We start from the raw sequence: 23,409 nt of genomic DNA, 5'->3' as shown, positions 1-23,409 counted from the left end.
TCTGAAAGGAGGCCGCATGTGTTGCGATGGACTTGCAGCTTTCCCGTATATCAGCGCCAAATAGGATTGTGGTGCCGCAGGCAAACTCCAGAACATATTGGGACAGCTTTCGGGGCGGTACTCATCCGGCAAAATCGGTCGAGCGAGACCCGCCTGCTTCCTCCGTGCATGGACCGGATTGCAGATTTTCACCTGTGTGAAATCGGCGGAAATTAACCATCTGTTAACCATTCGCCGCCTATACCGCCGGAACGAAAAATTAACTTAGATGAACAAAGTGCTAACAGATTCTCAACCAATACGCCTCAAAGGCCGGTCGTTTCTTGCCCTTGTGCTTTCGCCCGAAGCGCCGATCGATCGTTGGCTGCTCCAACTGGACGACCTTGCATCACGTTCTGCGGGGTTCTTCCTGGGTAAACCGATCGTTCTCGACGTTGAGAACCTGCAAACCGACCGCGCCGGGCTGACGCTGCTAATCGAAGAGCTTGCCAAGCGCGGGGTATCGATCATGGGCATAGAAGGTGCCCGCCCGTCACTGCTTGCTCCCGGTATGCCACCGGCAATGCGGGGCGGGAAATCCGCGACGGATTTCCAAGCTCCCGCAGCAACGACGGGAATCGAACCACGCAGCGGAAACGCCAAGCCTCCTTTAACGTCGGCGAACGCTTCCGGTGGAGCTCAGGTCCGCGTGATGCCGTCGATTATCATCAAGGAGCCTGTGCGATCGGGGCAATCGGTGATTTTTCCGGAGGGCGATGTGACCATCATCGGATCGGTCGCCTCGGGCGCTGAAGTTGTCGCGGGTGGCTCTATCCATGTCTATGGCACGCTGCGAGGCAGAGCTATGGCCGGCTCGGCCGGCAACGCATCGGCGCGCATTTTTTGCCGCAAACTTGAAGCAGAACTGTTGGCCATAGATGGCCTTTACAAGACAGCCGAGGATTTGGAACCTCGGCTTCGCGGGAAAGCTGTACAGTTGTGGCTCGAGGGAGACACCATACTGGCAGAGGCATTTGGTTGAATCAGGGCTCGAGGAAGGTAGGAAAAAATATGGGAAAAGTGGTGGTAGTTACCTCGGGCAAAGGAGGCGTTGGTAAAACAACGTCAACCGCCGCACTTGGCGCGGCACTTGCTCAGCGCAATGAGAGGACGGTTGTCATCGATTTCGATGTGGGATTACGGAACCTCGATCTTGTCATGGGTGCGGAACGCCGTGTCGTCTTCGATCTGGTCAACGTCATCCAGGGCGACGCGAAATTGCCCCAGGCGCTCATTCGCGACAAGCGGCTCGATACGCTCTTCCTGCTGCCTGCATCTCAAACCCGCGACAAGGACAATCTCACGGCTGAGGGTGTGGAAAAGGTCATCGAAGATTTGAAGAAATCCTTTGATTGGATCATTTGCGACAGCCCGGCAGGCATTGAACGCGGGGCGACGCTGGCGATGCGCCACGCCGACATTGCAGTCGTCGTCACGAACCCGGAAGTCTCCTCGGTTCGGGATTCAGACCGGATTATTGGTCTTCTCGACTCAAAGACGCTCAAGGCCGAACGCGGTGAGAGAATGGAAAAACATCTCCTTTTAACCCGCTATGATGCAAACCGGGCGGAACGCGGCGATATGTTGAAGGTGGAAGACGTTCTCGAAATTCTATCCATTCCGCTGCTTGGCATCATTCCCGAAAGCCAGGACGTCCTGCGCGCATCCAACATCGGTTCGCCGGTAACCCTGGCCGACAAGGATAGCGCACCGGCTTTGGCTTATATGGATGCCGCACGGCGCCTCGCTGGCGAAACGATCCCTGTCACCATTCCCAGTGAAAAGCGCGGTTTGTTGGGCAAAATATTCCGGCGGAGGGCAGCATGAGCATTTTCCGTTTCTTCAATAAGCAGGCTTCGGCACCCAAGGCACGCGAGCGTCTGCAGATTCTGCTTGCCCATGAACGTGCATCGCACGGGCATTCCGACCTGGTCATTCTGCTAAGGGAAGAAATCCTGGCAGTCGTCACGCGGCACATACAAATCGATCGGGAAAAAGTTCGCGTGACAATGAACAGTGATGATCAGGTTTCGATGCTGGAGGTCGACATCGAGATTCCATTGAAAGCCGGAGTTCGGGCTGCTTGATGGATACGTGAGAAGAGGGTCGGGGCAAACGCCGACCAGTGGATGAAGGAGACGAGTATGAACCGGTTTGCACTTCTTGAACGACTGAAGGAGCTCCAGGGAATGCCAAAGTTCCAAAAGCGCGATATTTGCACGGTCAGTGCGTTCCTGCCGATCGATGCGCTGGCCAAACATGTGGCTCTTTGCGAACAGGCTGTTGGGGTCGATCCTAAGCCTGGCAAAGCGCACGCTGCATCTTGATAGCAGCTTCGAAGGTTCTGTACAGATAGGTTGAGGGATCAAATCAGGGCATGGGCCGGCCCCTGTGTCCCTCAGCCGCGCCTCATCGCTCCGTTTGGGGCGATGATCCGATCGCTGGCCTGTGCCATTTTCCCGCAAGCTGCGCGCATCATCTGAACAGTGCGGATTTCAAGCCGCAACATGACATTTTCATTTCTCATGATCTCATATTCAAATTGCAACAACTTTTGCGGGCGTTGCGCATAAAATGGCAGGCGCCGTCTTGACTCCATAGGTCATTGGCTATGAACTGCATTGTCTGACGTCTTACATAAGCATTGAAATGCAGGGGGCCGACGTCGCATTCAGGAGGATGGCATGGGTTATATATTCAAGAGTTTGGCGGCCGGGATATTGGCACTTTCGTTCGCACCGGCAGCGCAAGCGGGAACAACGCTTGAGCGGGTAATGCAGAAAAAGGCTATGGTGGTTGCAACCAACAGCAGTTGGCCGCCGCAAAGTTATCTCGATGACAACAACGAAATGGTCGGTTTCGATATCGACATGTCCAAGGAGATCGGCAAGCGACTTGGCGTCGAAGTCTCCTTCCAGACCCCGGACTGGGCTACTCTGACGGGTGGTCGCTGGCAAGGGCGGTATGACGTGGGCGTCGGTTCCGTAACGCCGACAAAAGCCCGTGCGCAGGTTATCGATTTCGCATCGGTGTATTACTACAGCCCCTATGTCTACGTCGTTCATAAGGACAGCAAAGCCAAATCGAGCGCGGATTTGAACGGCAAGACCATCGGTGTCGAGACGGCAACGACGTCAGAAGATTTTATCCGTCGTCAGCTTGAGATCGATGCTCCGGGCCTGCCACCGGTCGAGTATAAAGTCGAACCAGGTGAAGTTCGTACCTTTGCCGATTCAATGCTGCCATTTGACGATCTTCGCCTTGGCGACGGGGTCCGTCTGGATGCGGTCATCGCCCCGGAGCAAACAGCACAGAACGCAATCAAGAACGGATATCCCGTCCGAATTCTTGATGGCGGCTATGCCTTCCGTGAACCGCTTGTCGTGATCGCCGAAAAAGGTGATCCTGAGTGGACCGCCAAGATCGGTGAAATCATCGGGGCCATGCGATCGGATGGCACGCTCACGGCGTTGACCACCAAATGGTACGGCAAGGACTATAGCACCAACTGACAAGGAAGAGCGCGGGCGCCGACGATTGTGGCAATACCCGCGCTCTATCCTCTGGTATTCGATCCTTCAAACGCATTCCCCCGCGAGCAAGCAATGAGTTACATTGATACGTTCTATCGACGGACAATTGCCGAAGACAGACGATTTCCCCTTCTGTCGGGCACTGTCGAGTGCGACACCTGCGTTATTGGCGGTGGTCTCGCCGGAATTACCACTGCTCTTCAGTTGGCACGGGCTGGCCAGACGGTCGTTGTGCTGGAGGCCGAACGTATCGGCTGGGGAGCGTCCGGGCGAAACGGCGGCTTCGTCGGTTCGGGGTTTGCCAATGACGGCGATGCCATCGCCCGCATGGTTGGGCCTGAAAGCGCGCACAAGCTTCATGCCCTGTCCATTGAAGGCATGCGCTTTGTACGCGACACGATCAACGATCTGAACATTGCGTCGGCAGACCCTATCCACGGGATCATGTCTGTCTTGCGATATGACGATGGGGAGGCTCTGAAGGCTCGCGCTGCAGTCCTTCAACGGGATTTCGGCTATGGCGTGGACTATCTGAGCCGTGATGAAGTACAGGCGAAACTCCGGTCCAAGCGCTATTTCCAAGCATTGCGCGATCCGCAGGCTTTTCACATGCATCCGCTGAATTATTTGCGCGGCGTTGCCGCGGAGATTGAGCGGTTGGGCGGAAAGATCTTCGAAGCGAGCCCCGCGATTGCCAACGACTTTTCCCAACCTGAAAAGATTGTTCACACCGACACGGGAAAGGTCAAGGCGCGTTGCATCGTCGTGACGACGGGCGGCTACACCACCGGTTTTCTGCCAAAACTGAAGCGAAGCTTTCTGCCGATCGCGACCTACGTGATGCTTTCAGAAGAAGCTCCCGAACTGATCCGGCAGGCGGTCGATACGACGCACGCCGTGGGTGACAACCGCAGGGCAGGGGACTATTACCGGGTCGTCGAGGGAGGCAAACGCCTGTTGTGGGGCGGCCGGATTACCACAAGGGCAGCGTCACCGGCTGCGCTTGCCGCCGAGCTGCGGCGGGAAATGGTAAGCACATATCCTCAACTTGCCGATCTTAAGATCGAAACATCCTGGTCTGGATTGATGTCCTATGCCAGGCACCTCATGCCGCAGATCGGGCAACTGCAGTCGAACGTCTGGTATTGCACCGCATTTGGTGGACATGGTTTGAACACGACCGCCATTGGCGGCAAGCTCGTGGCCGAGGCCATCCTGGGACAATCCGACCGATACAATCTGTTCAAGCCGTTCGGCCTTGTCTGGGCTGGAGGCTTGGCCGGGCTGACGGTGGCGCAACTCACTTACTGGAAACTACAGGCTCAGGATTGGTGGCGAGAACGATCGTCCGTCTGACTATGGGAATCAAAATGATTGCAACTCTCGTTCTTTCCTACCCAAAGACAACACGACGCATCGGAGCCGTCATCGCTGTCGTGTTTGTTGCGGCCATGCTCTACTGGATGGGCGTGGGCGGAAACTGGATTACGACCCTGTTTCCTTCATTGGCGCCGGGAATTGCAGCCTCGCCGGAGATAACACGCGCTTTAGCGGCGATCTGCTTCGCCTTGCTGATTGCAGTTAACTGGAAACTTCTGGGGCTTTTACCCAGGACGTACCAGATCGGCGCCGTATGGGCGGAACTGTTCGGCCTACTGTTGTTGTTCTTCTATTCATTCGATCTCAGTTTTACATTCATTGCAAAGAAGATTGGCTTCCTCATAACGCAAGGCGTCGTCACGACCCTTTATATATCGGTGATCTCAATTTTTATTGCCACGGTCATTGCCTTGATTGGCGCAATCGCCAAGCTCTCCAAGAACGGTGTCATCTACGGACTTGCAAGTTTCTACACGTCGCTGTTCCGCGGTCTGCCGCTGCTCATGCAGATTTACATCATCTATCTGGGCTTGCCGCAGGTGGGCTATGTGATCGGTGCGATCCCGGCCGGCATTCTGGCGCTATCGCTTTGTTATGGCGCCTATATGACCGAGATTTTCCGGGCCGGCATTGAAAGCATACCGCGCGGCCAGAGTGAGGGCGCAACAGCGCTCGGTCTGCGGCCCAATCATACGATGTTCCTGGTTGTCCTCCCGCAGGCCATGCGCGTCATCATTCCGCCGACCGGCAATCAATTCATCGCCATGCTCAAGGATTCCTCGTTGGTATCGGTCGTGGGTGTCTGGGAGATCATGTATCTGGCGCGCACGATGGGCCAGAAAGAATTCAGGCACATCGAAATGCTCATCACGGCATCAATGATCTACTGGCTCCTGTCCATCGGCCTCGAGATTGTGCAGGCCCGCATTGAAGAGCGGTTCGGCCGGTCGTTGAAACGCTAATGTTCGCTCCAAGGGAAATGCCATGACAAAATCCGCCGCTTCATCAGTCGAAATTGAACTGAACAGCGTCCATAAGTGGTTTGGGAGCTTCCATGCACTGGACGACATCAACCTTGTGATCGCTCCCAGGGAAAAGGTGGTGATCTGCGGACCGTCCGGTTCAGGTAAATCCACCCTGATACGCTGTATCAACCGGCTCGAGGCCCACCAGGAAGGCAAGATCGTCGTGAGCGGGATTGAGTTGACCGCTGATGAAGACCGGATCGATGAAGTGCGGCGGGAAGTCGGCATGGTGTTCCAGCATTTCAATCTGTTTCCTCACCTGACCATATTGCAGAACTGCATTTTGGCGCCCATGTGGGTGCGGAAAACGCCAAAGAAAAAAGCCGTCGAGATCGCCATGCATTATCTTGAGCGTGTGCGCATCCCCGAGCAGGCCAACAAATATCCGATCCAGCTTTCCGGCGGCCAGCAGCAACGCGTCGCCATCGCCCGCGCTCTTTGCATGAATCCGAAGATCATGCTGTTTGACGAGCCGACATCGGCGCTTGATCCGGAGATGGTCAAGGAAGTGCTCGACACGATGGTGTCTCTGGCCAAAGAGGGGATGACCATGATTTGCGTCACCCACGAGATGGGCTTTGCAAAACAGGTTGCCGATCGCGTCATTTTCATGGATCGCGGCAAGATCGTCGAGGAAGGCAAGCCGAATGACTTTTTCGATAATCCGCAGAACGAGCGCAGCCGGCATTTCTTGAGCCAAATACTGCATTGACCGGTATAGGCGAATGCGCCAGCGGCAGACGCCGCTATTGCACTGTTACCTGCGCGCCAGACTGAATGAAAAATGACTGCCCTTGTGGTAGTCCAGGGCATAGACCACCGGTGTTCCCGCTGCATTGAAACAGGTTTCAGTGATCAGCAGCGCAGGACCAAAATTGCGCAGATCATTCCGATCCACGACGTCCTGCGGTAGCATCACGGCGGAAACGGACGCGGCCGACATGCGGGGCCTTTGCTTGTACTGGTCCAGCAAGGCCAATAGTGAGCCGCTCCAGTCGATGTCATAAAGGCGGGCGGTTATGATGCTGCGCGGCACGTAATCCACGCAATACATTATCGGATCGTCATGCTCCAACCGCAATCGTTCGAGCCGGATCACGCGCGCGCCTTCGTCGAGGTTCAGTTGCTTTGCCAGGGCCGGATCCGGCGCTTCTTCGGAGATGGACAAGACCTTGTTGACGGTGTTGTAGCCGTAGTGTCCGGTCATTTCCGTCACACTTTCGAAGACCGTTATGGGACGGTCGATCTGGATGGCGGAAATTGCCGAGACAAATCGGCCGCGCCCGTGTTCGACGTAGATCAATCCGTCCTGTTCCAGCAGTTTCAACGCTTCCCTCAATGCCGGCCGGGAGATTTTGAAACGCGCCGTCAGTTGCGCTTCCGTCGGGAGTTTATCGCCGGGCCGGAGGGCCTGCTCGCGAATGAGGTCTGCAATTCTTTCGCGAAGTTGAATGACCAATGTTCGCATATCGCGAAGGGGCTCGTCCACGGATCACCTCGTCAGCAAGTGGTTTTGATCCTCCTTGTCTGACAAATATGATCCGGTCAAGAAGGCTTTTGCTGAACTTATCATTTAAATCGCTCTCTTTCATATGGGCATTATTGACAATGATGTCAGTTGTCTTACAACTAAGAATGTATCTCCGATTGAGAACAATCCACACTTCTCTGCCAGAAAGACCAACATGCTGAATTTTGATGAACAGCGATATCTTCGCATCCAAACCGGCGCGCTCGCGCTGGAAAACCGCCTTGATCAGGTCATAGGAAGCTGTTTGGCTCGCGGAGCTGAAAACATATTTTTCCTCGGCACCGGCGGCGCGGCAATCCTCATGCAGCCCGCCGTGCAATTGCTGCAGCGGCAGTCGCGTTTTCCCGCCTTTATCGAATCGACGGCAGAGCTGCTGGTGACCGGTTCGCGCAATCTCACCGCGAAATCGATCGTCGTGATGCCCTCGCTATCCGGCACGACCAAAGAGAGCGTGGCACTGCTTGAGAAAATAAAAACGCTGGGGGCAACGGTAATCACCCTTGTCGGACATGAGCAGACACCTCTTGGAAAGGGTGGCGATCACGTGTTCGTTAATTTCGCAGAAGACGATACGTCCTGCGAATCTTTCTATCTGCAATCCCTGATTATTGCTCTGTCGGTTATGAAACACCGCGGTGAGATTGCGAATTATGACCAGCTGATTGGTGAACTCACACAGTTGCCGGGGCTTCTTCTCGACGTGAAGCGTTCCTTCGAAGATCAGGCAAATGGGCTGGCCATGCGGTTGGCGAATTCCAATTATCACATCATAACCGGGGCCGGGAATGTGTGGCCGGCGGCCTTTTACTACGGCATGTGTATTCTGGAGGAGATGCAGTGGATACGCGCGCGTCCGGTGCATGCGTCGGATTTCTTTCACGGAACGCTGGAACTCGTCGAAAAGAATGTCAGCCTGTTCCTGCTAAAGGGGGAAGATGCTTGCCGCCCCTTGGCCGACCGTGTGGAGAGCTTCGCACAAAACTATACCGATCAGGTATCGGTCATCGATACGGCGGCATTTGATCTGCCCGGTATTTCTGCTGAACTGCGCGGGCTTGTCTCTCCCGTTATGCTGGCAGCTGTTTTGGAGCGGATCAGCGCCCATTTGGAAGTGATACGGAACCATCCGCTGACCACCCGCCGTTACTATAAGCGGGTCGCTTACTAGAGTGGATCATGGTCCAAGCCATCCTTCGATTTGAAGAAAGGTTCAAGCACGTTGAAGACACCACTGCGCATTGCCGCCGTTGGCGATAATTGCATCGATTACTTTCAGGCGCCTCCGGCATATTCGGTCGTTGGTGGAAATGCAGTCAATGTTGCGGTTCAACTCGTCCGGCTGGGATGCCAGTCGTTCTACTTCGGTGCCGTTGGTGAGGATGCTGCCGGGAAGCGCACGGTCGCGCTCCTGGCAGAAAATGGCGTGAACGTTCAATACATCCAGAGCAAAGCCGGCAAAACGGCGTCGACGCAAATTTCGATAGCTTCATCAGGCGATCGGATAATCGTCGATGAAGATTTTGGCACCTGCTCTGGATATGCTCCACCGGCTCGCGATCTGGCCGTTCTCGAAACAATGGATCACGTGCATATCGGTTGGCTCGACGACGGGGGAACGCTGCGTCGTCACCTCACGGAGCGGGGTGTCAGCGTATCGCAGGATCTCGGCGTGAACAATGATCCAGCACACCTTGAACCCCATGGGCTGACAATCGCCTTCGGGTCGGCGGGGGAGAACGTCGCACGTGCAAGACAATTGCTGACAGCCTATCTCGCCGCAGGTGCTCTCAACGCCGTTGTCACATGCGGCAGTGCCGGTGCAATCGCTCACGCTGGCGACGGTGAAATTCGTGTAGGCAGCAGGAAGACAGAGGTGGTGGATACGACCGGCGCGGGCGACAGCTTCATTGCCGGCTTTCTCGTGGCTTTCCTGCATCAAAAAGATTTCGACAGCTGTCTGGTTGCGGGACGTGATTGTGCTGCCGTCACCTGCTCGCATTTGGGTGGGTTTCTGCAGCCACTGATAGCGACGGATCTGTAAAGAGCGAAAGAATCTGGAAAGCGAGACTATGTTCCCAAAATGGAGGCCGCAGGAAAAGCGGTCTCGTCTGTAACCTCTACGGCGGTTTTCAATCGCACCTTCAACGGACAGCCACCTTGCTGTTGCGTATATTGGACCCCGCCGCAGACCGGCGTCTCAGACATTCTGGCGACAAATATAACACTGCGGGGCGGCGCCCATATTGGACCGTCAACCCTTCCACCAAGCCTCGAGCTGTAAACGGCAGCGGTAAAGAGATTTCAGCATCCGGCTTCGGCGCAGCAGTTGGCTTGAACATGCTCAATGCAAAAAAATATCACGACGTGGAATAACCCGGCGTTTGGCGTGTCTCACCATCAGAACACACAATCCGATCGGAGTATGAAAGACATGTCCCATCGATATCTCAATGGTCAGCGAGCACTTCTTCTCGCCGGAACACTTGCTGTCGCTTGGTCCGCCATTGCTGCGGCGCGCGATCCTTCTAACGACGTGATATGCATGAGCGACGCGACGAAATCTGCAGTGCAGAACGAAACGCCATTTCTGACGCAGAATGATGCGGCCATGACAAAAATGATGGCGGACATGGAGGTCAAGCCAACCGGTGATGTTGATCGCGACTTTGTTGCGATGATGGTGCCGCATCATCAGGGCGCGATTGATATGGCACTGGCGGTTCTGCGCTATGGCAACAACGAGAACATAAAGCGTCTCGCCCAGGAAATCATCGTCACGCAGCAACAGGAAATTGCAGCGATGCGCCTGGCGATCGGCGAACCCCTGCCTCCATCCAAACCATCTCCGACCCAAACCTCGTTCATACCTGATCTGGATACCCACTCGCCGTCAACGCAAGCAATGTCCATGTCGCCATCCATGAACATGAAATAGGGAGTTTGAAATGAGATTGAAGCTTTTTACAATAACATTGCTGATTGGCACTGCAGTCGCAGGGTTGGTTCCTGCTTTGGCCGGGCAGGTACCCGGATTGGCCTCGGCACCCGACGTTCCGGTCAGTCATCGTGATCGCGTCTACGCTGCCGAACAGTTCTCCAATACAGTATCGGTTACCGATCCCTTCGACAACAAGCTGTTGGGCGTGATCCGGCTCGGAGATCCACAACCCGGCAATCTCAGTCCGCTCTATCGCGGCCAGGTACTTGTGCACGGCATGGGTTTCTCCCCCGATCACAAAACGCTTGCGGTTGTCTCGATCGGCACCAATTCTGTTACGTTTATCGACACGGCCACCAACGCGATCAAACACGTCACCTACCTCGGGCGGGCCCCGCATGAGGCATTTTTCACACTCGACGGCAAGGAAGTCTGGGTTACGGTTCGGGGTGAAGATTACATCGCTGTTCTGGATGGACATACATTTGCAGAAAAGACGCGGATCAAGGTTCCCGCAGGACCGGGCATGCAAATCTTCTCACCTGACAACAAATACGGCTATGTCTGTTCGTCGTTCAATCCGGAAACCGTTGTCATCTCCATTGCCGATCACAAGATCGTCGGCCATGTGAAGCAGGAAAGTCCATTCTGCCCTGATCTTGCAGCAACGCCCGATGGCAAGCAGGTCTGGTTCACCCTGAAAGACGTGGGCAGGACACAGGTGTTTGACGCCAAGCCCCCTTTCAAACTCCTCAAAACACTGGATACGGGGCCGATCACCAATCACGTGAATATCGTCCGCAATGCCAATGGCATGTTTGCCTATGTGACTGTTGGTGGATTGAACCAGATCAAGGTTTTCCGCACCGACACGTTTGAGCAAGTGGCAACGATCCCGGTCGGTAAGCTCCCGCATGGCCTGTGGCCCTCTGGCGATGGCACACGCATTTACGTTGGCCTGGAAAATGCCGATGCATTGGCGGCCATCGACACGCTGACCAATACGGTGATTGCAACCATTCCCATCGGACAGGCACCGCAGGCCTTGGCCTATGTTCCCAATGCCGTCCCGGAAGGGGACGGGATGCAGAACTTGCAACCTCTCGGTGTTGCTGGCCAAGCGGCCCACTTGACCCTCGGTTCGGTGACACCCGCTGCGTCTGTGGACGCAAAGCCGACCAGTGTGACCCTCTTCGATCAGGGGCTTACACAGGTCCTGCAAGCCGCAGTGACGGGCCTGGAGCCAAAGCAGCCTTATGTGCTGGCCTTGGCTTCTCAGGCGGATGGCGGTGGCATGCTCGAGCCGCTGGCGGCGTTCATGACCAATCCCGCAGGTTCGGCAATCGTCAATGCGGTTGGCCCCATTCGTCAATTGGCGCAGAGTGGACAGGATGCCCCAAGCCGTTATCTGGTGGTTGCGTCCGGCACGGCCGCCAAAATCGGTACGCCCGTGCAGGTGCAGACCAAATGATAACGCGCTGCCCGCCTTCGGTTTGCCGCCGGACAGCGGAATGCGGGCAGCGGTTGCAGATCAGGACGGGACACCAGAATCTTATTGGCACACCGGCTACCGCCAAAGACGCAAGACAATGTCTTGAACCAGAAGGGGTTCGGTCATGACAGATATGGTCGTTTTGATTGAGCCCCTCATTCCGGCCTTGCGGCGATATGCGCGCAGCTTGATGGGGGATCGATCGGCTGCCGATGACCTGCTGCAGGATTGCCTGGAGCGGGCCGTCAGTCATTGGCATCAGCGGCGTGAGGATGGCAACGCCAAAACATGGATGTTTACGATCCTGCACAATCTGGCGATGAACAGCTTGAGGAAAACCGCGCGGCGTGGGGTGCATCTGGACATTGACGATGTATCTGACCCGGCTCTCTCCGGACGGCCCGTGCAGGAGGATGGCTTACACCAGCAGGACGTTTTGCGTGCGTTGAAGACTTTGCCCGAAGAACAGAGAAGCGTCATTCTTCTCGTTTCGGTTGAGGATCTGTCATATGCGGAGACCGCGAAGATTCTCGAGGTTCCCATCGGCACGGTTATGTCGCGACTGGCGCGCGGCCGTGAACGGTTACGGCAGATTCTCGAGGGCGATGTGAGCAACAAAATTGAAAATGGTCCTCATTTGAGGAGGGTAAAATGAACAAGCGCCCGATTACGGAAGACGATCTGCATGCCTATGTCGACCAAGCTCTCAGCACGGCCAGGCGAGATGAGGTGGCCGAATATCTCGATCGTCATCCCGACGAAGCAGAGCGGATCGCAAGTTATCGAAAGCAGCGGGATGAACTGAGGTCTGTGCTCGCACCAATCAGCGAAGAACCGGTACCTCCGGAGCTCAATCTGGTCCGCATGCTTGATGGTGCGCGCCGTCCCGGATTCCCGGTTTGGCGCTCGGCGGCGGCCGCTGTTGTATTGCTTGCTGTTGGCATAACCGGCGGCTGGTCGCTTCACGATATGGGTCAACCGGCCGCCGGTGGGATCATCGCGCTCGCTGACGAGGCAACATACAGCTATCAGGTGTATGCTGGCGATAAAGGGCGGCCAGTCGAAATCAAGGCATCCGATCAGGTTAGCCTGGTCAAATGGGTTTCGGACAGTTTGGGCCACACTATATCCGTGCCTGACCTGACGGGCTCCGGCTACCGGTTCATGGGGGGGCGGGTTGTCGCTACGGCGCACGGCCCTGCAGGCATGCTCATGTACGACGATGACCGTGGCACCCGGCTGGTGATGCTGACACGGGCGATGACAGCCGATAAAAACGCGCCCATGTCGTCGCAATCGACCGGTTCCGTGCAAAGGGTCAGCTGGTCCAAGGAGGGTATCGGCTACAGCTTGGTCGGGCCTCTTTCCACCCAGGCCCTCAATCCGATTGCCCATGAAATGCGCCGGCAAATCGAAACAAATGTGTAGATGGAGTGTGAATAAAAGCATGCTGTTGCGACAGGGACTGGCCGCTCCAGCGCTTCACATCATCATCACGGGCCGTGCGAATCCACGCCATAACCGTCGATAGTTCACCCGAGTGGTTTTGCGAGGCTCGTAGAGGCCCTGCATTGCAGCGCCAAAGCGATTGCAATTGCCGAGTAAATAATTTCTACTTATCGGGGAAATATTGGGAATTTGTTCTACGAACTTACTGCCGTGGATTGCTAGCATGCGAAATGAACAACGAAACCAGTAGGATACTCAAAGTCCTACGTCAGCTCGCAGGGTAAATCATGACTTTCAGAAACGTGGCCTCCATAGGGCTGGGGGTAATATTGGCATTGGCTGCCGCAACGCCGGGCTTTGCCCAGGTTGTGAAGATCGGCAGCAAGAACTTTACCGAACAGTTCGTGGTGGCCGAAATCTATGCGCAGGCTCTGGAGAAGGCTGGCGTGAAGGTGGAGCGGCGCACCAATCTTGGCGCGACATTGATTGCTCATTCGGCGCTGCTGAACGGCGAAATCGATCTCTACCCCGAGTATACGGGTACGGCCCTTGCCGCCGTGGTGAAGGGGGATCTCTCGGGTTCGGCCGAAAAGATCTATGGGGAAGTCAAGGATTACTACGAGAAGAACCTGCAGCTGACCCTGCTCCAGCCAACCAATATCAACAATGGCTATGCCATCATCACGCTTCCGGAAACTGCTGACAAATACAAGCTCAAGACGCTGACGGATCTTGGTCCCGTGTCGAAGGATCTGAGTTTCGGCGCGGAAGGTGGATTTGGTGAACGCAAGGACGGCTTGCCCGGTCTCAAGCAGACCTACGGGATCGTTTTCAAGGATTTTCGTATTTTTGCCAAGCTCGGTATCCGCTACAGCGCTTTGACCAGCAAGAACATCGACGTTTCCTATGGCTTTGCCACCGACTGGCAGATCTCGGACAACAAGCTCGTTGTTCTGGCCGACGACAAGAACCTGTTTCCGCCCTATTACCTCGTGCCCGTCGTGCGCCAGGATACCCTGGCCAAAAACCCCAAGATCGCTGAAGTCCTGAACAAGGTCAGTCCACTCTTGAACAATGAGAACATGCGCGAACTGAATGCCGCCGTCGAGCGTGACAAGAAGGAACCGAAGGAAGTGGCGGAAACCTTTCTGAAGGAAAAGGGCATCTGAAACCGGCCCCGTAGCGGGCTACCGCCACTCCACACCCGAGAAACTGCGGAGATAGGATTGTCTCCGCTGTTTCAATTCTGGCCGCTATGGAACGACGCATTTGAACTGGGCTCCCAAAAACATTCCGGAAATTCTGACCGCAACATGGCAGCATCTCGTGTTGTCGGTTTCATCCGTTCTGATCGGGCTCGTCATCGCGCTGATCCTTGGGATCATCTGCGCCCGGCGCCCGCGGTTCTATGCCGTCGTCCTGACGATCACCGGCATCATCTTCGTCATCCCTAGCCTTGCGTTGTTCGCGCTGCTCATCCCCTGGCTTGGTCTTGGCACCAAACCGGCTCTGGTCGGCCTGTCCTCCTATTGCCTGCTCATTCTTCTGCGCAATGTGGTGACCGGCCTGCGCGGCGTCCCCGCCGATGTGCTCGATGCGGCCGATGGCATGGGCTACAGCGCCTGGCAGCGGCTGGTGCGCATCGAACTGCCCCTGGCCCTGCCGCTCATCGTGTCCGGTATCCGCATCGCGCTGGTGACCGTCATCGGCATTGCCACCGTCGCGGCCTTCATCGACGGCGGCGGGCTCGGAACAATCATCCTTATGGGCATCGACCAGAGCTATACGGAGAAAATCCTTGTCGGCGGTATCCTGACGGCGCTGATGGCGACGTTCTTTGACCTCATTCTGAGCCAGGCTGAAAAAGCCCTGGTTCGTTGGCGTTGAGGGGCGGCCATGCTGATCACCGCCTTCAACTGGATCGTCAACAACCAGCCTGAATTCCTGCGGGCGCTCGGCCAGCATCTGGTCATGTCCGGCGTGTCGCTGGTGTTTGCGCTGGCTATCGGCTTGCCGCTTGCCGTTCTCATCATCAATCGCGGCGGACTGGCCTTTGCGGTCATCAATTCCATCAATGCGCTGCGCACGATCCCGAGCCTTGCCATTCTCGCCATCATGATGCCGCTGCTCGGTATCGGCCTGTGGCCATCCATTGTCGCGCTGACCGTGCTCGCGCTGCCGCCCATTCTGCTCAATGCCTTTATCGGTCTGCGCGACGTCGATCCGGATGCAGTGGAAGCCGCAATCGGCATGGGCATGAGCCGTGGACAGGTGCTGCGCAAGATTCGCATTCCGCTGGCTGCGCCCGCCATGTTCGCCGGCGCACGCACTGCCGCCGTGCAGGTGCTGGCCGGTGCAACGCTTGCTCCATTTATCGGCGGCGGCGGCCTTGGCGATTTCATCGCTGTCGGCATCAGCATGATGGACATGTCGCGCCTTCTGGTTGGCGCGGTTCCCATCGCCATTCTGGCGCTGGCAACGGAATTCATTCTCGGCCGGGCCGAAAAAATCTTCTTCGCAGAAAGAACATCCGCATGATCAATATGGACCACGTCACCAAACGCTATGGCGAAGGCAGCGTTGCTTCGGTGGACGATCTCAGCCTGATCGTGCCCGAGGGTTCGACAGTTGCGCTGATCGGGCCGTCGGGCTGCGGCAAGACCACGACCATGCGCATGATCAACCGGCTGATCGATCCGACCGAAGGCAAGATCATTGTCAACGGCGAAGACGTTACCAAGGTTGATCCGGTGATCCTGCGTCGCCATATCGGTTATGTGATCCAGCAGGTAGGTCTGTTTCCGCATATGACCATCGCCCAGAACATTGCCGCCGTACCCAAGCTGCTTGGCTGGGATGAGGCACGGATCCGGAACCGGACCGACGAGCTTCTGCATCTCGTCGGTCTTGATCCGGCCGAAATGCTCAAGCGCTATCCCCGGCAGCTTTCAGGCGGCCAGCGGCAGCGCATCGGCGTGGCGCGTGCGCTTGCGGCCGACCCGCCCGTGCTGCTGATGGATGAACCGTTCGGTGCCATCGATCCGATTGCCCGAACCCGCCTGCAGGATGAGTTCCGCCAGATATTGCAGAGGGTACGCAAGACTGTGGTGCTGGTGACCCATGATCTCGACGAAGCCATCCGTCTGGGCGACCGCATCGCCATCATGAAGAGCGGCAGGATCGTCCAGTATGATACGCCCGATGCAATCCTTTCCCACCCCGCTGACGCATTTGTCGAAAACTTCGTCGGCATAGACCGGGCGATCAAGCGCCTGAGCCTGTTTACTGTCAGCGATGCCATGACGGCGGACAAGCCGCGGGACGGAGCGCATCCCGTCGCTGCCACCAGCAACCTGCGCGATGCGCTGGCGCTGATGGTCGCTGCAAACAGCGATGTTCTTGCTGTCGTGGATGGGGCCGGGGCCGTCACCGGCCGGTTGACGCGCGATGCGATTTTTTCGGTCTGATCGCATCCCGTCTGATCAGGCCTGCCGATAGAAACTCACCTTTGGAGAGTGCTTATGTCCATCAGCTATCGTTCCCGGGAAGTGCCCGCGGTTTTGATTGAACCGACCTATCGCCGTATCCGCCTGAAGCTGGGTGAAGAGGTGATCGCCGACAGCACGCAGGCCATCGTCATCTATGAAAATGGCGGTCACCCCGTGTACTACCTGCCGAAGTCGGACTTCCGCGCTGATCTTCTCCAGCCGTCGGAAAAGACCGGGGCATCGCCGGTGCTCGGGGCAAGGCGCTACTGGTCGCTCAAGGGCGCTGAGGGTAGTGCCTGGAGTTACGAGCATGTGCCGCAGGGCGTGCCCGAACTGGCGGATTATGCAACGGTGGCCTGGAGCGCCGTGCGCTGGTTTGAGGAAGATGAGGAAATCTTCGGCCATCCACGCAATGTTCACTGGCGGGTCGATACGATCGACAGCAAGCGCCGTGTGGAGGTCTTTGTCGACGGCACGCTGGTTGCCCGCACGAACCGCGCGGTTTTCCTGTTCGAGACCAGCCTGATCCCGCGCTATTACTTTCCCGTGGAAGACCTGATTGCCGGCACGCTGGCGGATAGTGCGCTGCACACCTATTGCCCCTATAAGGGCAGGGCGTCCTACTATCATTTCGATCTCGATGGAAAGCGTCACGAGAACATCGTCTGGTATTATCCGGAGCCGCTCCACGAAAGTGGACGGATCAAGGGATTGATCTCGTTCTACAATGAAAAGGTCGATGAAATCCGCGTCAGCGCCGGGGATACGGAATGATGCATATCGGCCTGTCACTGACGCCGTTCGGCCATCATCCGACCGCCTGGCGCGCAAAAAGCGGCCACCTGGACGCGCTCGATTTCAGTCACATAGCGGCGCAGGTGAAGCAGGCGGAAGCAGGCGTGCTGGATTTCGTCCTGCTGGCGGATAGCTTTGGTCAGCGGCCTCATGATGATCTTTCGCCGCTCGCCATGCCGTTCGAGCCAACCATGCTGGTGTCGGCGCTGGCGACGGCTACGCGCAGGATCGGGTTGATTGCCGCCGCCGCTACACACCAGCATGAACCGTATAATCTCGCCCGGCGTTTCGCGTCCCTCGATCTGATCGGCGGAGGGCGTACCGGCTGGAACGTGATCGGCTCCGGTGATCCCGATCGTGATCGGGAATATCTTGCCGTGGTGTCGGGGCTTTGGGATAGCTGGGAGGATGACGCCTTTGTCTATGACAAGGCTCGGGGACGGTTTTTCGAACCGGACAAAATGCATGTCCTCAACCACAAGGGCGCGCATTTCACCGTTCGCGGCCCGCTCAATGTCAATCCGTCACCGCAGGGCAGGCCGGTCATCAGCCATGTCCTGACCCCGGACACGCTCGATATTGCCGCGATGGCGGATGTGGTTTTCCTGCCAGAGACAACACGGGATACATGGAAAGTGCTTGCCGCCGGTCTGCTTGAACGCCTCGTGGCGCTTGGACGCCAGCGTGAGGATATAAGGCTTTTTGCGAACATCGTTCCGTCCATTCGAACCGCTTCCGACATTGCCGATAAGATGCAGGAGCAGGCAGCTGCGGCCGGTCTCGACGGATTTGTCGTCCTGCCGACTAGTGCGCCCGAAGGGGTTGCCAGCTTTGTCGATGAGGTCATTCCAGAACTCCGGCGGCGCGGTGTGTTCCGCCCTGCATATGATGCCGTGACATTGCGCGGCCATCTCGGTCTTGCGCATCCTGCTCGTCTGGAGCGTGCATCATGAGTGGGGACCAGATGAAACTCGGTGCCTTTCTCATGGCGGGCGGGCATCATATCGCCGCCTGGCGCCATCCCGATGCCCTTGCCAATGCCCGGGCCGATATCGGCCATTTCATTCAGCTGGCGCAGACGGCCGAACGGGCAAAATTCGACATGGTCTTCATCGAAGACGCTGCGGCCATTCGCGAGCGCAACCCGGAGATTGCCAGTCAGGCGGCGCGCTCGACCAGTTTCGAGCCGCTCAGTCTGCTGGCGGCGCTGGCGGTCAACACCTCCCATATCGGTCTCGTCGCCACGGCTTCCACCACTTATAACGAACCCTATGGTCTGGCCCGGACATTCGCCGCGCTCGATCAGCTCAGCGGCGGCCGGGCCGGGTGGAATCTGGTAACGTCAGCCAGCGATCTTGAAGCGGAGAATTTCGTCTCAAGCGGCTTGCGGCCGCATGCCCAGCGGTATGAACGGGCTGAGGAGTTTGCCGAAGCTGCTACCGCCGTCTGGGACAGCGTGGATGACGGCGCCTATGTCCTCGACGCGGAGCGGGGCATCTATGCCGACCCGGCTAAACTTCATCCGGTCGATCATCGCGGCACGCATTTCACCGTCACGGGCGTGCTGGACAGCCGGAGATCGCCGCAGGGCAGGCCGCTGATGGTGCAGGCCGGGGCGTCTGATGTCGGCAAGGACCTTGCCGCCCGCACTGCCGACGTGGTCTTTTCCGCAGCCCAGACCATGGGCGAGGCGCAGGCCTTCTATGCCGACGTGAAAGCCCGGTTGGCGAAATTCGGCCGACAGGCAGACGATCTCAAGATCATGCCCGGGGTTTCGCCCATCGTCGGCGAGACGGCAAGCGAAGCGCGGGCAAAATACGATGCGCTGCAGGAATTGATCCCCGATCAGGTCGGTGTGGCGCTGTTGGCGAGCTATCTCAGCCTCAAAGACCTGTCGGCCTATCCGCTCGACGGACCTTTGCCGGATATGCCGCAAACCGACGGCATTCAGAGCCGGCAGCAGCTCATCATCGATCTCGGCCGGCGGGAAAATCTGTCCATCCGGCAGCTGGCACGGCATTTCGCCGGTGCGCGTGGCCATTGGCAGCTGATCGGCACGCCCGTCCAGATCGCCGACGCGCTGGAAGAGCGGTTTCGCGGCAAGGCAGCCGACGGGTTCAATGTCATGCCGCCGCTCTTTCCCACGGGGCTCGACGATTTTGTGAGACTGGTCGTGCCGGAATTGCAGCGCCGGGGCCTCTTTCGCACGGAATATGAAGGGTGCACGCTGCGGGAAAATCTGGGCGTCAAGACACCGGCCCGTTCGTCATGAGCAGAGAGAACAGCATGAAACCGATCTATATCGACTATCTGAATGCACTCGACATCGAGGCGCTTGCGCTGACCGATGCGGAAATTCTGGCGGCAATCGAGACCTCGCTCGCCGCGCAGGGTAACGGCCAGACCGTGATCGAGCCGCGGGTGCATCTGGAACCCGATGAAACGTTTCATGGCCATTTCAACGTGCTGCGCGGCTATGTGGCGCCGCTCAATCTGGCAGGCGTCAAGATCGTCGGGGACTTCGTTGATAATTATAAGCTGAACTATCCCTCCGAATTCGGCGTGCTCAATCTGTTCGATCCGCGCACCGGCGCGCCGAAGGCTATTCTGGATGCCACAGTGATCACCGATATGCGGACCGGTGCGATCACCGCCCTTGGTGCAAAACATCTGGCGCGCAGGAATTCCAAGGTGCTCGGCCATATCGGCGCGCGCGGCACCGCATACTGGAATGTGCGGCTGCTCGACCATCTCTATGATTTCGATGAAATCCGCGTGCATTCGCGCCGCCCGGAAAGCCGCGACGCCTTCGCGAAAAAACTCTCGGATGATCTCGGCAAGCCGATAACCGTTACCGACAACTGGCAGGCCTGCGTGGAGGGTGCCGATATCGTGGTCGAGGCATCGCGCCTGCCTGAACCGCGACCGATGCTCAAGACCGAATGGATCAAGCCCGGTGCCTTCGTGGTGCCCTATGGCACGATGAGCGCGGTGGAACTGTCGCTCACCGACATCATGGACAAGCTGGTGGTGGACGATTGGGGCCAGTGCAAAGGCGGCAAATTCGGTTCGCTGCGGGCCCATGTCGAGGCGGGCAAGCTGTCCGAACAGACATTGCATGCGGAGCTTGGCCAGATTGTCGCCGGTCACCGGACGGGACGCGAGAACGACGGTGAAACCATCCTGTTCTGGCACAGGGGGCTCTCGCTCAGCGATATTGCGCTTGGCTATGCCATGCTTGAGAAAGCCAAGGCGAACAATATCGGCCAGAGGCTGCGGTTCGCATGAACACGCTCGTTCTCACGGGTTCAGGCGTCACCATCGCCGATATTGCCGCCGTTGCGCGCAAGGATGTTACCGTCAGTGCGACGTCCGATGTATTGACCCGGTTGGTCCGGGCAAGAGCCGTGCTCGATGCGGCAGCGGCCTCCGGGCAGCAGATTTATGGCCTGAACACGGGGCTTGGCGCCAATCTCAAGACAGCGGTTGTTGATGAAACGGGCCAATTCCAGCAGCAGCTGGTGCGCGGACGGGGTGCCGGTGTCGGTCCAGTGCTGCCGCGCGACGAAACCCGTGCTGTCCTGGCGGCGCGCCTGTCCATGCTGGCGGTTGGCGGCTCCGGCCTTTCGCCTGAAGTCTTTGCCGATCTGCTGGCGCTGATCAATCATAAGGTGCATCCGCTTGTTCCATCCATCGGTTCGATCGGTGCGGGTGATCTTGTTCTGCTGTCTGCCATTGCCCAGACCCTGATCGGCGAGGGACAGGCCGAATATGAAGGCGCGGTGCTTGCCTCGGCCGAAGCCCTGTCGAAGGCCGGTCTGCGACCCTCCACACTTGGTCCGAAGGACGGGCTGTCGCTTCTCAACGCTTCGGCAGTCTCGGTGGGGAAGGGCGCGCTGGCCTTGAGCGATGCTATGGACTTGCTCGAATGGCAGCGGCAGGCCGTTGCACTCAGTTTTGAGGGACTTGGCGGCAATCCGCTGATCCTCCACCCTGCCATCCAGCAGGCCCGCTCTGCCGCTGGGCAAGTGCTGGAAGCGGAAAGGCTCCTTGCCCGTCTCGAAGGCTCGTCGCTGCATGAAGCGCGCGCGGCCATTCAGGATCCGCTCAGCCTGCGCTGTGCCGCATCGATCCATGGTGCGCTGGCGCATGCGCTGAATGCAGCCAGAGAAGCCGTGGAGATCGAGCTGAATGCGGCAGCGGACAATCCGCTGGTGCTTGTCGATGAGAACAGGGTGCTTTCGACGGGCAATTTCCACACACCGTCCCTGGCGCTGGCGTTTGAAACCCTGGGACTTGCCATTGCCCAGACGGCGCTTGCCTGCGCGGCCCGGTTCATTCAACTGACCGGCTCTAGCCGCAATGGCCTGCCGCGCTATCTCTCGCCTGTGGGTGGAGCATCTGCCGGTTTTGTCCCGTTGCAGAAGACGGTTTCGGCGCTTGTCGGTACCATCCGCCACAAGGCGAATCCGGTGTTGCTGGATTTCCTGCCCGTATCCGAAGGGGTGGAAGACCACGCCACCCAGACACTTCTGGCGGTGGCCAAGTGCGCCGATATGCTCGATCTCTGGCGGCATCTTGTTGCCTGCGAGATGCTGGCCGGGGCGCAAGCAGTCGATCTGCGTGCAGGCCATCGCTGCGGCCGGGGTACGCAACAGACCCATGATATCGTGCGATCCATTGCCGGGCCTCTCATCGAAGACCGACCGCTCGGACATGATGTGTCCCGCCTTGCGGAGCGTCTGCGGGATATCGGCGCGTGATGGAGCTGCAGCTGCTGGCTGCCGAGTTACCGCTGAACCTTGGAAGCCAACAGCGCTGGCGCGTTCACACAACGCAGGCACTCATCGATGAACCATGATTTGAAGGCTGCAACAACGGAACGTTGTGCGCTTCTGCGCGGGGTGGTGATGCAATAGGGGCTGGCTAGTTCGAGCACGTGATTGCAGGCAACGACCAGTTCGCCCGATTCTACCTGGCGGGCACAGAACAACCCCTGCGCCAGCGTTATGCCCAGTCCGCCGCGTGCCAGGTCAAGCGCCGCCATGGATGAGTTGGCGGTCATCCCATGCTGGATATGGCGGCCCGGCGTCACGCCGGCGGATGCGAACCAGTTCCGCCATGATGGAAAGGAAGCTCCAGCAGGACCCCAATCGGTGTGGATCAAGGGGACGGACAGCAAACTTTCCGGAGAGGTCATCGGGCCATGTCCAGCCAGGAAGCGCGGCGAGCACACCGGATAGACCGCATCGGTGCCGATCGCTTCGGTGACATGTTCCGGGTAATGAAAGGCGCCATAGGACAAGCGCATGTCGATGAGGTCGCGGTCGAATGGCACCGGATCATCTTCACCCCTGAGGGAGACGTCGACCGGACCATGGATATTGACGAATCCGGGCAGACGTGAGGAAAGCCAGCCCATGGCAACCGATGGTGCCACCGACACCACCAGGGAGGATCGCGGGTTGCCGCTGCCGAGCTCACGCGACACACTCCGGAGTTCATTGAAGGCATTGGCAAGCCGCGGAAAAATCTCCAATCCGGCCTCGGTCAGCACGACACGTCGGTTGATGCGATGAAACAGCTTGCGCCCGACCTGATCCTCGAGCGTGCGAATGAGCTGACTGACTGCCGCAGCCGAAATCGCCAGTTCTTCGGACGCAGCGACAAAGCTTCCACAGCGGGCGGCGGCTTCGACCGCCTGCAAGCCGCGTAAAGAGGGGATACCTGTCATCCTGC

25 protein-coding genes are annotated in these 23,409 nt (G+C 57.8%); 23 read left to right on the top strand and 2 right to left on the bottom strand.

Annotation, left to right across the window (positions count from 1 at the left end; genetic code table 11):
- Positions 1-268: 268 nt before the first annotated feature.
- From minC to ACZ25R_RS05885, 8 genes are all read left to right on the top strand, one after another.
- Positions 269-1,021: a septum site-determining protein MinC gene (gene minC, locus ACZ25R_RS05920; RefSeq protein ID WP_472460394.1), complete on the top strand. Its 753-nt coding sequence runs from the start codon at positions 269-271 to the stop codon at positions 1,019-1,021.
- 29 nt (positions 1,022-1,050) lie between these two features.
- Positions 1,051-1,866 (top strand): septum site-determining protein MinD, encoded by an 816-nt coding sequence (minD, locus tag ACZ25R_RS05915; RefSeq protein ID WP_223614465.1) that lies wholly within the window; start codon positions 1,051-1,053, stop codon positions 1,864-1,866.
- On the top strand, positions 1,863-2,126 hold the full coding sequence (gene minE, locus ACZ25R_RS05910; RefSeq protein ID WP_464663590.1) for a cell division topological specificity factor MinE: 264 nt from the start codon (positions 1,863-1,865) through the stop codon (positions 2,124-2,126). Before minD ends, minE begins: the two co-directional genes overlap by 4 nt.
- 57 nt (positions 2,127-2,183) lie before the next feature.
- Entirely contained in the window at positions 2,184-2,366 is a 183-nt protein-coding gene (locus ACZ25R_RS05905; RefSeq protein ID WP_346308133.1) for a hypothetical protein, read from the top strand.
- Positions 2,367-2,723: 357 nt separating this feature from the next.
- Entirely contained in the window at positions 2,724-3,551 is an 828-nt protein-coding gene (locus ACZ25R_RS05900; RefSeq protein ID WP_464663592.1) for a transporter substrate-binding domain-containing protein, read from the top strand.
- A gap of 93 nt (positions 3,552-3,644) precedes the next feature.
- Entirely contained in the window at positions 3,645-4,928 is a 1,284-nt protein-coding gene (locus ACZ25R_RS05895) for an NAD(P)/FAD-dependent oxidoreductase (protein ID WP_472460393.1), read from the top strand.
- Positions 4,929-4,942: 14 nt separating this feature from the next.
- The gene (locus tag ACZ25R_RS05890) at positions 4,943-5,914 is read left to right on the top strand and encodes an amino acid ABC transporter permease (protein ID WP_472460392.1); all 972 of its coding nucleotides are present in this window, start codon (positions 4,943-4,945) and stop codon (positions 5,912-5,914) included.
- A gap of 22 nt (positions 5,915-5,936) precedes the next feature.
- Positions 5,937-6,689, top strand: coding sequence for an amino acid ABC transporter ATP-binding protein (locus tag ACZ25R_RS05885; protein WP_472460391.1), 753 nt, complete (start codon positions 5,937-5,939; stop codon positions 6,687-6,689).
- A 45-nt stretch (positions 6,690-6,734) separates the two neighbouring features.
- Here ACZ25R_RS05885 and ACZ25R_RS05880 read toward each other — a convergent pair whose 3' ends face one another.
- A complete protein-coding gene (locus ACZ25R_RS05880) occupies positions 6,735-7,466 on the bottom strand; it encodes a GntR family transcriptional regulator (protein ID WP_464663598.1) in 732 nt (243 codons plus the stop codon).
- Positions 7,467-7,662: 196 nt separating this feature from the next.
- Here ACZ25R_RS05880 and ACZ25R_RS05875 point away from each other — a divergent pair, with 196 nt between their 5' ends.
- The 15 genes from ACZ25R_RS05875 (at position 7,663) to ACZ25R_RS05805 (ending at position 22,433) form a co-directional block, all read left to right on the top strand.
- The gene (locus ACZ25R_RS05875; RefSeq protein WP_472460390.1) at positions 7,663-8,676 is read left to right on the top strand and encodes an SIS domain-containing protein; all 1,014 of its coding nucleotides are present in this window, start codon (positions 7,663-7,665) and stop codon (positions 8,674-8,676) included.
- Positions 8,677-8,727: 51 nt separating this feature from the next.
- Complete coding sequence (locus ACZ25R_RS05870; RefSeq protein ID WP_472460389.1) at positions 8,728-9,549, top strand: PfkB family carbohydrate kinase; 822 nt, start codon at positions 8,728-8,730, stop codon at positions 9,547-9,549.
- Between the two features lie 381 nt (positions 9,550-9,930).
- A complete protein-coding gene (locus tag ACZ25R_RS05865) occupies positions 9,931-10,443 on the top strand; it encodes a DUF305 domain-containing protein (RefSeq protein ID WP_472460528.1) in 513 nt (170 codons plus the stop codon).
- 10 nt (positions 10,444-10,453) lie between these two features.
- Positions 10,454-11,917, top strand: a complete 1,464-nt coding sequence (locus tag ACZ25R_RS05860) for a YncE family protein (protein ID WP_472460388.1) — start codon at positions 10,454-10,456, stop codon at positions 11,915-11,917.
- Positions 11,918-12,062: 145 nt separating this feature from the next.
- The gene (locus ACZ25R_RS05855) at positions 12,063-12,593 is read left to right on the top strand and encodes an RNA polymerase sigma factor (protein WP_472460387.1); all 531 of its coding nucleotides are present in this window, start codon (positions 12,063-12,065) and stop codon (positions 12,591-12,593) included.
- Entirely contained in the window at positions 12,590-13,366 is a 777-nt protein-coding gene (locus ACZ25R_RS05850) for an anti-sigma factor family protein (protein ID WP_472460386.1), read from the top strand. The genes ACZ25R_RS05855 and ACZ25R_RS05850 overlap by 4 nt, the downstream gene beginning before the upstream one ends.
- Positions 13,367-13,674: 308 nt before the next feature.
- Positions 13,675-14,556: a glycine betaine ABC transporter substrate-binding protein gene (locus ACZ25R_RS05845; RefSeq protein ID WP_472460385.1), complete on the top strand. Its 882-nt coding sequence runs from the start codon at positions 13,675-13,677 to the stop codon at positions 14,554-14,556.
- 100 nt (positions 14,557-14,656) lie between these two features.
- Positions 14,657-15,274, top strand: a complete 618-nt coding sequence (locus ACZ25R_RS05840) for an ABC transporter permease (RefSeq protein ID WP_472460384.1) — start codon at positions 14,657-14,659, stop codon at positions 15,272-15,274.
- 9 nt (positions 15,275-15,283) lie between these two features.
- A complete protein-coding gene (locus ACZ25R_RS05835) occupies positions 15,284-15,925 on the top strand; it encodes an ABC transporter permease (RefSeq protein WP_223614445.1) in 642 nt (213 codons plus the stop codon).
- Positions 15,922-16,854 carry an ABC transporter ATP-binding protein gene (locus ACZ25R_RS05830; protein WP_472460383.1) on the top strand — a complete coding sequence of 311 codons (933 nt, stop codon included), beginning with the start codon at positions 15,922-15,924 and terminating at the stop codon, positions 16,852-16,854. The genes ACZ25R_RS05835 and ACZ25R_RS05830 overlap by 4 nt, the downstream gene beginning before the upstream one ends.
- 54 nt (positions 16,855-16,908) lie before the next feature.
- On the top strand, positions 16,909-17,649 hold the full coding sequence (locus ACZ25R_RS05825; protein ID WP_472460382.1) for a DUF427 domain-containing protein: 741 nt from the start codon (positions 16,909-16,911) through the stop codon (positions 17,647-17,649).
- Positions 17,646-18,623, top strand: coding sequence for an LLM class flavin-dependent oxidoreductase (locus ACZ25R_RS05820; RefSeq protein WP_472460381.1), 978 nt, complete (start codon positions 17,646-17,648; stop codon positions 18,621-18,623). The genes ACZ25R_RS05825 and ACZ25R_RS05820 overlap by 4 nt, the downstream gene beginning before the upstream one ends.
- Positions 18,620-19,942: an LLM class flavin-dependent oxidoreductase gene (locus ACZ25R_RS05815; RefSeq protein WP_472460380.1), complete on the top strand. Its 1,323-nt coding sequence runs from the start codon at positions 18,620-18,622 to the stop codon at positions 19,940-19,942. Before ACZ25R_RS05820 ends, ACZ25R_RS05815 begins: the two co-directional genes overlap by 4 nt.
- Positions 19,943-19,956: 14 nt before the next feature.
- Positions 19,957-20,958, top strand: a complete 1,002-nt coding sequence (locus tag ACZ25R_RS05810) for an ornithine cyclodeaminase family protein (RefSeq protein WP_472460379.1) — start codon at positions 19,957-19,959, stop codon at positions 20,956-20,958.
- Positions 20,955-22,433: an HAL/PAL/TAL family ammonia-lyase gene (locus tag ACZ25R_RS05805; RefSeq protein ID WP_472460378.1), complete on the top strand. Its 1,479-nt coding sequence runs from the start codon at positions 20,955-20,957 to the stop codon at positions 22,431-22,433. Before ACZ25R_RS05810 ends, ACZ25R_RS05805 begins: the two co-directional genes overlap by 4 nt.
- Before the next feature lie 26 nt (positions 22,434-22,459).
- Here the strand turns inward: ACZ25R_RS05805 and ACZ25R_RS05800 are convergent, their stop codons facing one another.
- The gene (locus ACZ25R_RS05800) at positions 22,460-23,404 is read right to left on the bottom strand and encodes a LysR substrate-binding domain-containing protein (RefSeq protein WP_472460377.1); all 945 of its coding nucleotides are present in this window, start codon (positions 23,402-23,404) and stop codon (positions 22,460-22,462) included.
- Positions 23,405-23,409 lie beyond the last annotated feature (5 nt).

The sequence above is a fragment of the Phyllobacterium sp. RCAM01083 genome (genome assembly GCF_055685835.1).
Note: the sequence above shows the minus strand (reverse complement) of the source record. Positions and strands in the feature narration are given on the sequence as shown.